Raw genomic sequence first — 12,670 nt, 5'->3', positions numbered from 1 at the left:
GACTGGTCTGACCAGTAAACCAGACGAGACGGCAGGGTCAAGATGGAATTCGAGCCGGTCGCCCCTGTCCGCGCGTACCAGCGCGTCGTCGAACAGATCGAGGAAGCCGTGTTCAGCGGCCGGATCAAACCCGGTGACCGGCTGCCGAGCGAACGCGAGCTGATGGTCCAGTTCGACGTCGGCCGCTCGACCGTGCGGGAAGCGCTGCGGGTGCTGCAGGCGGCGGAAATGATCCGCTCGCGGCCCGGGGATCCGCGCGGCCCCGAGGTCCTGGCCGCCTCACCCGCCGCGTTGCACCGGTCCATGCACCGGCTGGCGCGGGCCGACCACCTCGGTCTGTCCGAACTCCTGCAGTTCCGCATGGTGCTCGACGGTTCCGCACATCTGCTCGCCGCGCAGCTCAGGACCGAGGAGCATCTCGCCGAACTGGACGCGGCGCTGGAGGCGATGCGCGCGGGCGTCTCGCGGGGATTCGCGGAGTTCTCCCACGCGGACGTCGCGTTCCACGAGGCCATCGCCCGCGCGACGGGGAATCCGTTGCTGGTGATCAGCGGCGAAGTCGTCCGCGGCGTCGTCCTGGAACTCATCGAGGACAAACTGGAGCACGCCGACGACCGGACCGCGTTGATGCGCAACTGGCTCACGCATCACGAAGAGGTGCTGGAAGCGATCCGGGATTCGGACGGCGAACGCGCGTCGCGGCTGGCCAAACAGGCGCTCTACGACAACTACGCGGAATACGTACCGGAAGGCCAACGCCGTCTCCTGTTGCCCCTGCTTGCTTGACCCACCCCTACACTCGCTCATATGGGGGATGCGACGGAGCCTGCGAACCCCCGCCAAGGCGTCGGCCTGGCGCTTTCCGGCGGCGGCTATCGCGCGATGCTGTTCCACACCGGAGCCCTGTGGCGGCTCAACGAACTCGGCTGGCTGTCGAAGATCTCGACGTTCTCCAGCGTCTCGGGCGGTTCGATCGCGGCGGGCGCGCTCGCGCACGCGTGGTCGGAGCTGAAATTCGGAAACGGTGTCGCGGGCAACTTCCACGACGAGGTCGTCGTGCCGGTCCGAAACCTGGCGCGCACGAGGCTCGACATCCCGGTTACGTTGCGGGCCATGGCGATTCCGTGGCGGAGCGCCGGTGAGGAACTCGCGCGCGTGTACGCGAAACACCTGTTCGGCGACTGCTGCCTCAAGGAACTGGACCCCGAGGGTCCGCAGTTCGTCTTCACCGCGACGAACCTGCAGGACGGCGAGCTGTGGTGGTTCTTCCGGCAGAACGGCGCGCACGGGAACATCCCGCTCGCGACCGCGGTGGCCGCGTCCTCGGCGTTCCCGCCGATGTTGTCGCCGGTGGTGCTCCGCGATCCGTTGTCGGAGGAGACGAGCCGCAAAATCGTGCTGAGCGACGCCGGCGTCTACGACAACCTCGGCCTGGACCCGGTCGAAGGACACGCGACGGTGCTGGTCAGCGACGCGGGCAAGCGGATGAAGGTCGAGCCGAAGGTCAAACGCGACTGGGGACGGCAGCTGCTGCGCGTCCTCGACGTGATCGACAACCAGGTCCGCGAACTGCGGCGGGGCGCGCTGCTGAAATCGTATGTGGAGAAGGATTTCGCGGGCGCCTACTGGGGTTCCTACGTGAACCTCGAGAATTTCCAGCTGGAGAACGCGCTGAAGGCACCCGTCGAGGTCACGCACGCGCTGGCGGAAACCCCGACGCGGCTGACGAAGATGCCGGAAGTGCTGCAGGAGCGGTTGATCAACTGGGGTTACGCGGCGTGCGACGCGGGGATGCGGAAGTGGGTCGATCCCGAGGCGGCCGCTCCCGGCGGGTTCCCGTTCCCGTCCTCCGGCGTGGGCTGAGCGCTCCCCCGGATGTCAGGAAAGGGTCGTTCAGGACGAAAAACGTCCTGAACGACCCTTTCCTGACACTTGACGGACTAGCGCTTCACGAGGTCTCCCAGGACGTGCCAGGTGCGGAGCCGCTCTTCGCTGTTCCGGATGCCGCTCTGGGTCGCGACGACCTCGGTCGCCCCGGCGTCGAAGTAGCGCCGGATCTCGGCGGCGACGGTCTCCTCGTCCCCGGCGATCACCAGCTCACCGGCGGAATCCACGCCCTGGGCGTCGAACACCGCGCGGTAGGAGGGGATGTCGCGGAAGAACGCGTACTGCTTGTCGACCGTCGCGCGGACGGCGTCGGGATCGTCGGTCACGACCACCGGGACCATCGCGATGATCCGCGGCGCCGGACGGCCGGCGGCCGCCTTGGTGATCTCCGGGACGATCAGCCCGGACAGGGCTTTCGGCCCGGCGAGGAACGGGATCGTGCCGTCGGCCAGTTCGCCGGTGACGCGCAGCGCCTGCCGCCCCATCGCCGCGATGATCACGGGGATGTCCGACGAGCCCGCGACCGAGAGCGAAGCCGCGAAGCCCTTGGCGTGCGCGCTGACAGTCTCACCCGCGAGCTCGACTTCGCCGCCGTCGAACACCTGGCGAAGGATCGTGAGGTACTCGCGAAGGTGCTTGATCGGCGACGGGTATTCGATGCCGTACGCCGGTTCGAGCCAGTTCTTCGCGCCGGTTCCGAGCCCGAGGACGAACCGGCCGCCGGTGGCGGCTTGCGCGGTCTGGGCGAGACCGGTGATCAGCAGGGGATGCCGGGGATAGATCGGGACGACGCCGGTCCCGACGGTGATCCCCGGGACGGCGCGGCCGGCGAGAGCGGCGACGGTGATCGCGTCGTGCTCCATCTGCTGGGAGAACCAGGCCGAAGTCAGGCCCGCGTCGGCGGCCTGCCGGGTCTGCGTGATGAGTTCGTCGACGATGTTGACGGCGTCCGCGGTGTCTCCGGACGGGAGTGCCACTCCGATGGTCATGTTCAACGCTAACCGCGCTGTCGACGGGATATTTCGCCGTTCACCAGCTGGGATCACGCCCCCTCGATCCCGGAGAGCCCCCATGTCGCTGACCGACGTCATCGAAGGAACCAAGACCGCCGTCGACGCCGATCCCCGCAACGCCGCCGTCTCGTTCAGCGTCGCCAACGCGCTGAATCCCGGGACCGCGACCCAGGTGGACGTGCGGGTGCGCGACCACTCGTTCACCGTCGACGAGCCCGCCGCGCTCGGCGGCACCGACACCGCGGCGAACCCGGTCGAATACGCGCTCGCCGCCCTGGGCTCGTGCCAGGTGATCACCTAGCAGTTCTGGGCGGCGAAGCTCGATGTGCCGCTCGAAGGCGTGAAGGTGACCGTCGACGGCGACATCGACCTGCACGGGTTCTTCGGGTTCTCGGAGACCCGGCCGGGCTTCGGGGACGTACGCGTTTCGGTCAAGCTGAGCGGGCTGGGCCTGTTCCGGAACCCGACTCCGGTGAAGACCTCGCTCGCCTGAGATGTCATGAAAGGTCCCCATGGGACGGAAAACGTCCTATGGGGACCCCTCATGACACACGTGAGGCCGGGGAGACCGCGACCGTCAGACGAACTCGTGCCGCACGATCGTCTGTTCCCGGCCCGGACCGACGCCGATCGCCGAGATCCGCGCGCCCGAAAGCTCCTCGAGCCGCTCGACGTACGCCCGCGCGTTCGCCGGCAGCTCTTCGAAGGTGCGGCAGCCCGAGATGTCCTCGAACCAGCCCGGCAGCTCTTCGTAGATCGGCAGCGCGTGGTGCACGTCGGTCTGCGTCATCGGCATGTCGTAGGTGCGCGACCCGTCGACCTCGTAGCCGACGCACACCGGCACCTTCTCCAGCCCGGACAGCACGTCCAGCTTGGTGAGGAAGTAGTCGGTGATGCCGTTGACCCGCACCGCGTAACGCGCGATGACCGCGTCGAACCAGCCGGTGCGCCGCGAGCGGCCGGTGGTGACGCCGAACTCGCCGCCCTGCTTGCGCAGGTACTCGCCGGACTCGTCGTCCAGCTCGGTCGGGAACGGGCCGGAGCCGACGCGGGTGGTGTAGGCCTTGAGGATGCCCAGCACGGTGGTGATCTTGCCGGGGCCGATGCCCGAACCCGCGCTCGCGCCGCCGGACGTCGGGTTCGACGACGTCACGAACGGGTAGGTGCCGTGGTCGACGTCGAGCAGCGTGCCCTGCGAGCCTTCGAGCAACACGGTCTCGCCGCGTTCGAGGGCCTGGTTGAGCCGCAGGCGCGTGTCGGCGATGCGGTGCGCGAACTTCTCGCCCGCGGCCAGCACCTCGTCGGCGACCTGGTCCGCGTCGAGGGCCTTGCGGTTGTAGACCTTGACCAGCACCTGGTTCTTGAACTCCAGGGCCGACTCGACCTTCTGCCGGAAGATCTTCTCGTCGAGCAGGTCCTGCACGCGGACGCCGACGCGGGCGATCTTGTCCTGGTAGCAGGGGCCGATGCCGCGGCCGGTGGTGCCGATCTTGCGGCTGCCGAGGTAACGCTCGGTGACCTTATCGATCGCGACGTGGTACGGCATGATCAGATGCGCGTCGGCGGAGATCAGCAGCTTGCTGGTGTCGACGTCGCGTTCTTCCAGCCCGGCGAGTTCGTCGAGCAGCACGCCCGGGTCGATGACGACGCCGTTCCCGATGACGTTGGTGACGCCCGGCGTGAGAATCCCGGACGGGATGAGGTGGAGGGCGAAGTTCTGCCCGTCGGGAAGGACTACGGTGTGGCCCGCGTTGTTACCGCCTTGGTAACGCACGATCCACTGGACGCGGTCGCCGAGCAGGTCGGTGGCCTTGCCCTTGCCCTCGTCCCCCCATTGGGCCCCGATCAGCACGATGGCCGGCATGTGACACTCCAGGTGTTCGGCGACTGATGGTTTTGGCGCTGGTAAATGCCGGTGCATGAGCGTAACGGAGGGCCTTCGGGTGCGCGGAATAGTGGTGGTCTGTCCAGAGGGCGAGCCCACACTCCCGGAGATCGACGACGTCGAGATGGTGCGCGTCCCGAGCCGTCCCGGCAAGGCGGATATCGACCCCTTGCTGGGGGAACACGATCGTCTCGTGGTCGCGGGCACCGACGCCGATCTCGCGGCCGTCGCGCTCCGGCTGTTACGAAAAGAACAGCTCTCCGGCGTGTCGCTCGGCTTCGTGCCGTCCTCATCGGACTCCGACGTCGCCCGCATCTGGAGCCTGCCGACCCAGCCGCTGCGCGCCCTCGCGCTCGCGTTGCGCGGCGAGGTCGACCCGGTGCCGCTGATCCGCGACGACACCGGCGGTGTGCTGGTCGGCCGGGGCGTGGTCGGCATGATCCGCGGGGTCGCCTACTGCGACGAGCACACCGTCCTGCGCGGGCCCGCGCGCTCGATCGAGGTCGAGCCGGACGTGAGCGGGCCGGGGCTGATGGTCCGCGTGACCAAGGGGACGCTCTTCAAACGGCCCACGACGCAGTACGCGCGGGCGTTCCAGCTCGGCTGCATCCCGACCCGCCCGAGCAGCGACGGCGTCGTCCATCCGCGCGCGATGAGCCGCTGGACCTGGTACCGGCACACCGAGGACCTCCGGCTGGTCCGCGGCCTGGTCTAGGGCCTAGTCCGTTCGGCCCAGAACCTTCAGCTGGACTTTCCGAAACTTTTTCGGCGGTGTACACCGCGTCCGACCTGCTCGTGACACCCTCCGTTCACGAACAGCCAGCAGAGTGTCATCCGATGGTGTTGCGTGGGTCATATCCGTGCCTCATGGTGACCAGGTCCCCAAACCTGACACGGAGGCAGCAATATGCCAACTGCGCTTGCTGTTCGTCGCTCCTTCACCGTCCTCGCCGTCTCGGCGATCGTCTCGGCGGGCGTGGTCGGCGTCGCCGAAGCGACGCCCCCGGGCATCCCGTCGACCGCGACCGCCAAGACCCAGCTCGCCGGGCTGACCGTCAAGCCGGACGGTTCGTCGAGCGGGTACAGCCGCGACAAGTTCCCGCACTGGGCCGACCAGGGCAACAGCTGCAACACCCGTGAGGTCGTGCTGAAGCGGGACGGCACGAACGTCAAGCAGGACAGCAGCTGCGCCGCCGTGTCCGGCAGCTGGTTCAGCCCGTACGACGACGCCACCTGGACCGCCGCGTCCGATTTGGACATCGACCACGTCGTCCCGCTTTCGGCCGCGTGGCGCACCGGCGCGTCTTCGTGGACCACCGCGCAGCGGCAGGCGTTCGCGAACGACCTCAGCGCGCCGCAGCTGATCGCCGTCACCGACAACGTCAACCAGGAGAAGGGCGACAAGTCGCCGGACGCCTGGAAGCCGCCGTCCACCGGGTACTGGTGCACCTACGCGAAGATGTGGACCACGGTGAAGTACAAGTACAAGCTCACCATCAAGTCGGCGGAGAAGACCGCGCTCACCGACATGCTCAACCGCTGCTGAAACCTGGTCGTTCCGTGAAGGCCTCCTTGAGGGACCCAGAGTCCCTCAAGGAGGCCTTCACGGACTTTTGGGGCTGTCAAGCGGAATCATGGGACGTTTCGCGGGGTGGGAGCCGGGCTCAGCATGTGGGCGGGGCTCAAGGCCGTGATTAGCGTGAATCGGGTCGGCGCAAGCAGCAGTGCTGTTCCAAGACAAGCGCCCCGTTCCCCGCTGGAGGCCACCCGGTGTCCCGTACCACCGCCACTTCCCTGCTCGCGCTCACGGCGCTCGTCCTCACCGCCTGCTCCTCCGCCGGCGGTGCGACCGGTGCCGACGCCGGACCGCCCAAACCCGGTGGCACGCTGCGCCTCGGGATCTCGTCGAGCCCGGATTGCGTGGACCCGCAACAGGTCGGCACCAACGCCTCGCTCAACGTCGGCCGTCAGCTCGTCGATTCGCTGACCGACCAGGATCCCGCCACCGGCGAGATCAAGCCGTGGCTGGCCGAAAAGTGGGAGAGCGACGCGGATTCGACCGCGTTCACCTTCCACCTGCGCGACGGCGCGACCTTCTCCGACGGCAGTCCCGTCGACGCCGCGGCGGTCAAGACCAGCTTCGACGCGATCAAGGCCCTGGGCCCGAAATCCCAGCTCGGCTCGGGTTACCTGGCCGTGTACAAAGGCACGACGGTCGTCGACCCGAAAACGGTGAAGATCGACTTTTCCGTTCCCAGCGCCCAATTCCTGCAGGCCAGCTCGACGATGTCGCTCGGCGTCCTCGCGCCCGCCGCGTACAAGAAGACCGCCGATCAGCGATGCCAGGGTGACGGCCTGATCGGCTCGGGTCCGTTCGTCTTCGAAAGCCTGAAGCAGAACCAGGAAATCGTCCTCGCCAAACGCAAGGGCTACCACTGGGGCTCGTCGCTGTTCAAGCACCAGGGCGAGGCGTACCTCGACAAGATCGCCTATAAGATCGTGCCGGAACCCGGTGTGCGCACCGGAAGTCTCGCCTCCGCTCAGCTCGACGCCATCACCGACGTCCAGCCGGTCGACGAACCGCAGTTCACCGGTAACGGCTTCACCGAACCCACCCGGCCGAACCCGGGTATCGTGTTCAACCTGCAGGCCAACGTCACCAGGGGCGTGCTCACCGACGAGAAGGTCCGCCAGGCGGTGGTCAAGGGCATCGATCGGCCTGAGGTCACGAACACCGTGCTGACGCAGAATTACAAGCCCGCCACCAGTATCCTCGGCTCGGCGACCCCGTTCCACACCGACCTTTCCCCGCTGCTCGCCTACGATCCGGACGGGGCGGAGTCGCTGCTGGAAAGCGCGGGCTGGGCGCCCGGTCCCGACGGAATCCGCACGAAGAACGGCCGGCGCCTGACCGCGAAGGTCGTCTTCTCGCTGGTGTTCAACCAGAACAAGAGCGTGCTCGAACTCGTCCAGCAGCAGTTGCGCAAGATCGGCTTCGATCTCCAGATCGAGCAGCGCACGACGGCCGAGAGCGTGCAGATCACGCAGAGCGGCGACTACGAGTACCTCTGGTACAACACCACCCGCGCGGATCCGGACATCCTGCGCAATCTGTTCTCCACCAAGGCGAACAACCGCAGCAAGCTCCCCGCGGACAACCCGGTCGACGCGCCGCTCGCCGCGCAATCGTCCACTGTGGACCCGGCGAAGCGCAAGCCCGCGGCCGAGGCGGCGCAGCGCGCGATCATCGAGCACGGCTACTCGGCGCCGGTGTTCGAGCTGACCCAGGTGCTGGCGCACGGACCGAACGCGCACGGCGTCGGCTTCGAGGCCTCGTCCCGGCTCCAGCTGTTCGACGCCTGGGTGTCCGGCTCGTGAAGCGGTACCTGGTCCGCCGGATCCTGCAGGCGGCCTTCGTCCTGTGGGCCGCGTTCACGGTGTCGTTCGTGATCCTCTACCTCCTGCCGGGCGACGCGGTCAGCGCGAAGCTCGGCGGGGGTGAGGCCGGGCTTTCGCTGACGCCGGAGCAACTGACCGCGGCGAAGGCGGAGTACGGACTCGACGACCCGGTGCCGCTGCAGTACGGGAAACGGCTGGTCGCCGCGCTGCAGGGCGACTTCGGCCGCTCGATCTCTACCGGGGACGACGCCACGGGCATGGTCGTCTCGGCCCTGCCGCCGACGCTCGCGGTCACCGGGCTCGCCCTGGTGCTCGCGATCCTGTTCGGCGGCGGGATCGCGATCGCCGGGACCGTCACCCGGCATCGCTGGCTCGGCAACGCGCTGCTCGCGTTGCCTCCGCTGGGGATCTCGCTGCCGCCGTTCTGGGTCGGGCTCGTCCTCATCCAGTTCTTCTCCTTCCAGCTCAGGCTGGTGCCCGCGCTGGGGTCGAACGGCTTCGAGTCGCTGATCCTGCCCGCGATCACCCTCGCCATCCCGACCGGCGCGATCATCGGGCAGGTGCTGGCGAAGAGCCTCCGCACGCAGCTCGCCGAGCCTTACGCCGAGATCGCGCTGGCGAAGGGGGCAAGCCGGTTGCGAGTCCACTTCGGACATTTGCTGCGGAACGCGGCGGTGCCCACGCTGACCATCGCGGGGGTGGTCGCGGGAAACTTGATCGCGGGTTCGGTGATCACCGAGACGGTGTTCTCCCGGGACGGCCTCGGGCGGGTGACGTCGTCGGCGGTCACCGCGCAGGACATCCCGGTGGTGCAGGCGGTGATCGTGCTCGCCGCGCTGGTCTTCGTGGTCATCAACCTGCTCGTCGACCTGATCTGCCCGCTGCTGGACCCGCGGATCCGACACCGGGAGACGACCGATGCCTGACGTTCTCGTACGCACCCGGCGGCGGCCGGGCCTGGTCCTCGCGGTCGCCGTCCTCGCCTTCGCGCTGCTCGCCGCTGTCGTCCCGGGGCTGTTCACCGGCCAGGACCCGCTCGCCGGCGTCCCCGCCGAGAAGATGCAGGGTCCCTCGCTCGCGCATCTCTTCGGCACCGACGAAACCGGGCGGGACATCTTCGCGCGGGTGGTCCACGGCGCCGCGCTCTCGTTGCAGGCGACCGTGATCGCCGTGCTCGTGGCGCTCGTGGCCGGTTCCGCGCTCGGCCTGCTCGCCGGCTTCCGGGGCGGCGCCCTCGATTCGGCGATCATGCGCTGCGTCGACGTCCTGCTGGCGATCCCGTCCATTCTGCTCTCGCTCGCGCTGGTCACCGCGCTCGGCTTCGGGACGACCAACATCGCGATCGCGGTCGGCGTCGCGAATCTCGCGCAATTCGCCCGGCTGATGCGCGCCGAGGTCCTGCGCGTCCGCAGCGGCGTGTTCGTCGAGGCCGCCCGCGCGGGCGGCGTGCGCTGGACCGGGGTGCTCGGACGGCACGTCCTGCCCAACGCGCTCGGCCCGGTGCTCGCGCTCGCGACGCTCACCTTCGGCACGGCGGTGCTGGAGGTGTCGGCGCTCAGCTTCCTCGGCTACGGCGCCACCCCGCCGACCCCGGAATGGGGCTCGCTCGTGGCGGGCGGCCGCGGCTTCCTCGCCACCGCCTGGTGGATGACGACCTTCCCCGGACTCACCGTCGCGGCCGTGGTGCTGTCCGCGAACCGGCTGTCCCGAGCGATCGAAGGAGACGAGCGGTGAGCGCCCTGCTGACCATCCGCGATCTCGCGGTTTCCTACAAGAACGTCCCCGCGGTGGACGGCGTCGATCTTGACGTCCACAAAGGACAGATAGTCGCCGTGGTCGGCGAGTCCGGTTCCGGCAAGAGCACGACGGCGCACGCGGCGATCGGGCTGCTGCCGCGCGGTGGGCGAATCGATCGCGGCGAGATCACCTTCGACGGCCGTGACCTGGCGAAACTCTCCGACCGCGGCTGGCGTTCCGTCCGCGGCCGCGAGATCGCCCTGGTCCCCCAGGATCCGACGGTCTCGCTCAACCCCGTGCACCGGATCGGTGACCAGGTCGCCGAAGTGCTGCTGATCCACGGCCTCGCGGACAAGCGCACAGCCGGCGCGGAGGCGGTGAGACTGCTGCGCAAGGCCGGAATCGCTGATCCGGAGGCACGGACGCGGCAGTATCCGCACGAGTTGTCCGGCGGGCTGCGCCAGCGCGCGCTGATCGCCGCCGCGCTGGCCGGACGGCCGAAACTCATCATCGCCGACGAGCCGACCAGCGCGCTCGACGTCACCGTGCAACGGCAGATCCTCGACCATCTCGAAGAACTCGCCGCCGAAGCGGGCACCGCCGTCCTGCTGATCACCCACGACCTCGGCGTCGCGTCCGACCGGGCGTCGCGGATCGTGGTCCTGTCCCAGGGCAAAGTGGTCGAGGAGGGGACGACCGGCGAGATCCTCTCGGCTCCCACGCGGACGTACACCCGGGACCTGCTGGCCGCCGCGCCCAGCCTCTCCGACAAGCCGCTGAGGGTGCCGAAACCGCCGTCGTCCGACGTCCTGGTTTCGGTCCGCGGCCTCGGCAAGACCTTCGGCGCGATCCGCGCCGTCGACGGCGTTTCCTTCGACGTCGAACGCGGGCGGACACTCGCGCTGGTGGGCGAATCCGGTTCGGGCAAGTCGACCACCGCGCGGATGATCCTGCGGCTGGAGACGCCGACCGACGGCGTCGTCGAGTTCGATGGCCAGGACATCACCTCGGTGCGCGGCGAGGAACTGCGACGGCTGCGGCGCCGGTTCCAGCTGGTGTACCAGAACCCGTACGCGTCGCTGAACCCGAAGTTCAGCATCGAGGACGTCGTCGCCGAGCCCCTGCGGGCGTTCGGCGTCGGCACGAAGGCGGAACGCCGGGCGCGGGCGGCGGAACTGATCGACCAGGTCGCGCTGCCTTCTTCCGCGCTGAAGCGCAAACCCGCCGAACTGTCCGGCGGGCAACGGCAGCGGGCGGCGATCGCGCGGGCGCTCGCCCTGCGCCCGGAACTGATCGTCGCCGACGAACCCGTGTCCGCGCTGGACGTCTCGGTGCAGGCGCAGATCCTGCGGCTGCTCGCGGACCTCCAGGACGAACTCGGCCTGACCTACCTGTTCATCTCGCACGACCTCGCCGTGGTCCGCCAGATCGCGGACACCGTCGGTGTGCTGCGTGGCGGCGAGCTCGTCGAAATCGGCCCGGCGCAGGACGTCCTCGAACGGCCGGGCGCGGACTACACCCGGGAGCTGCTTGCCGCGATCCCGGGCCGGAAACCGTTGGAGGCACGATGAAGTTCGGGCTCTTCTCCCTCGTCGCCAATCATCCCGACCCGGTGACCGGCGTGACGCCCACCCAGCACGAACGCCTGCGCCGAGTCGTCGACGAAGCGATCTTCGCCGAGGAACTGGGATTCGACGCGTACGGCGTCGGCGAACGGCACGGCGAACCGTTCCTTTCTTCGGCGCCGCCCGTGATCCTGGCGGCGGTCGCGGAACGCACGCGCCGCGTCCGGCTGCTGACCACGCTCACCGTGATCAGCGTGCTCGACCCGGTCCGGGTCGCCGAGGACTACGCGACGCTGGACCAGCTTTCCGGCGGACGGCTGGAACTCATGATCGGGAAGGGCAACGATCCCCGGCATTTCCCGCTTTTCGGGCTCGAAGAGGAACGGCAGTGGGAGTACCAGGCGGAGAAGTTCGCCCTGCTGCGCAAGCTGTTCCTGGAGGAGGGTGTGACGTGGGAGGGCGAGTTCCGCGCGCCGCTGACGGACGCCACGACGCAGCCGCGTCCGTTCCACGCGCGGCCGCGGATCTGGCACGGGAGCGCGTCGAGCACCGACTCGACCGAGCTGGCGGCGAAGTTCGGCGACCCGCTGTTCACCGCGAACGGCTTCCACCCCAAGAAGAAGTACGCCGATCTGATCGACCATTACCGGCGGCGATGGGCTGAATACGGACACGATCCGGCGGACGCGCTCGTCGGTTCGGGCGCGGGCGGGCTGTACGTCGCCAAGACCTCGCAGGAAGCGCTGGACGGCTACCGGCCGTATTTCGAGGCACTGACGAAGACGCCCGCGTATCAGCACAACAAGTCGGAGTTCACCACGCTGGAGGACAAGATCGCAGGCGGTTCCGCGCTGGTCGGGAGCCCGGAGCAGGTGATCGACAAGATCGGCGACTACCACGCGTCGTTCGGGCACGAGGTGCAGGCGGTCTCGGTCGACGGCCTGACATCCGGGGAGGCGCGGGACGTCCTGGAGCTCTTCGCGTCCGACGTCATCCCGGTCGTGCGGAAAGAGCTGCCGGGTCGTGAGTGGCAAGTGCCGTTCTAACGACACTTGCCACTCACGACACCTGCCCCGGGCTTGTCGCGAAAGCCACTTTCGAGACGTCTGATGTCCCGAAAGTGGCTTTCGCGGCCGCGGTAGCGGGGGGGCCCGGGGGGGGCCGGGGGTGGTGTGTGGGGAGAT

General features: G+C 68.6%; 11 protein-coding genes and 1 pseudogene. 10 read left to right on the top strand and 2 right to left on the bottom strand.

The window, feature by feature from the left end; genetic code table 11:
- Positions 1–42 precede the first annotated feature (42 nt).
- Positions 43–786: a FadR/GntR family transcriptional regulator gene (locus AB0N89_RS31385; RefSeq protein WP_364211942.1), complete on the top strand. Its 744-nt coding sequence runs from the start codon at positions 43–45 to the stop codon at positions 784–786.
- 21 nt (positions 787–807) lie between these two features.
- Complete coding sequence (locus tag AB0N89_RS31380) at positions 808–1,863, top strand: patatin-like phospholipase family protein (protein WP_364211939.1); 1,056 nt, start codon at positions 808–810, stop codon at positions 1,861–1,863.
- A gap of 77 nt (positions 1,864–1,940) precedes the next feature.
- Here the strand turns inward: AB0N89_RS31380 and AB0N89_RS31375 are convergent, their stop codons facing one another.
- The gene (locus tag AB0N89_RS31375; protein ID WP_364211936.1) at positions 1,941–2,876 is read right to left on the bottom strand and encodes an LLM class F420-dependent oxidoreductase; all 936 of its coding nucleotides are present in this window, start codon (positions 2,874–2,876) and stop codon (positions 1,941–1,943) included.
- A gap of 82 nt (positions 2,877–2,958) precedes the next feature.
- Here AB0N89_RS31375 and AB0N89_RS31370 point away from each other — a divergent pair.
- Positions 2,959–3,393: pseudogene (locus tag AB0N89_RS31370) on the top strand (OsmC family protein).
- A gap of 84 nt (positions 3,394–3,477) precedes the next feature.
- Here AB0N89_RS31370 and AB0N89_RS31365 read toward each other — a convergent pair.
- Positions 3,478–4,764: an adenylosuccinate synthase gene (locus AB0N89_RS31365; RefSeq protein WP_364211933.1), complete on the bottom strand. Its 1,287-nt coding sequence runs from the start codon at positions 4,762–4,764 to the stop codon at positions 3,478–3,480.
- 145 nt (positions 4,765–4,909) lie between these two features.
- Between AB0N89_RS31365 and AB0N89_RS31360 the strand changes: the two genes are divergently transcribed.
- From AB0N89_RS31360 to AB0N89_RS31330, 7 genes are all read left to right on the top strand, one after another.
- Positions 4,910–5,500, top strand: a complete 591-nt coding sequence (locus AB0N89_RS31360; RefSeq protein ID WP_364212050.1) for a hypothetical protein — start codon at positions 4,910–4,912, stop codon at positions 5,498–5,500.
- A gap of 192 nt (positions 5,501–5,692) precedes the next feature.
- Complete coding sequence (locus AB0N89_RS31355; RefSeq protein WP_364211930.1) at positions 5,693–6,331, top strand: HNH endonuclease family protein; 639 nt, start codon at positions 5,693–5,695, stop codon at positions 6,329–6,331.
- A gap of 224 nt (positions 6,332–6,555) precedes the next feature.
- Positions 6,556–8,163, top strand: a complete 1,608-nt coding sequence (locus tag AB0N89_RS31350; protein WP_364211928.1) for an ABC transporter substrate-binding protein — start codon at positions 6,556–6,558, stop codon at positions 8,161–8,163.
- The gene (locus AB0N89_RS31345) at positions 8,160–9,110 is read left to right on the top strand and encodes an ABC transporter permease (RefSeq protein WP_364211926.1); all 951 of its coding nucleotides are present in this window, start codon (positions 8,160–8,162) and stop codon (positions 9,108–9,110) included. The genes AB0N89_RS31350 and AB0N89_RS31345 overlap by 4 nt, the downstream gene beginning before the upstream one ends.
- The gene (locus AB0N89_RS31340; RefSeq protein WP_364211923.1) at positions 9,103–9,918 is read left to right on the top strand and encodes an ABC transporter permease; all 816 of its coding nucleotides are present in this window, start codon (positions 9,103–9,105) and stop codon (positions 9,916–9,918) included. The genes AB0N89_RS31345 and AB0N89_RS31340 overlap by 8 nt, the downstream gene beginning before the upstream one ends.
- Positions 9,915–11,492 carry an ABC transporter ATP-binding protein gene (locus AB0N89_RS31335; protein ID WP_364211920.1) on the top strand — a complete coding sequence of 526 codons (1,578 nt, stop codon included), beginning with the start codon at positions 9,915–9,917 and terminating at the stop codon, positions 11,490–11,492. Before AB0N89_RS31340 ends, AB0N89_RS31335 begins: the two co-directional genes overlap by 4 nt.
- The gene (locus tag AB0N89_RS31330; protein WP_364211917.1) at positions 11,489–12,532 is read left to right on the top strand and encodes an LLM class flavin-dependent oxidoreductase; all 1,044 of its coding nucleotides are present in this window, start codon (positions 11,489–11,491) and stop codon (positions 12,530–12,532) included. The genes AB0N89_RS31335 and AB0N89_RS31330 overlap by 4 nt, the downstream gene beginning before the upstream one ends.
- Positions 12,533–12,670: the final 138 nt, after the last annotated feature.

This window comes from Amycolatopsis sp. NPDC089917 (assembly GCF_040684635.1).
Lineage (GTDB): Bacteria > Actinomycetota > Actinomycetes > Mycobacteriales > Pseudonocardiaceae > Amycolatopsis.
Note: the sequence above shows the minus strand (reverse complement) of the source record. Positions and strands in the feature narration are given on the sequence as shown.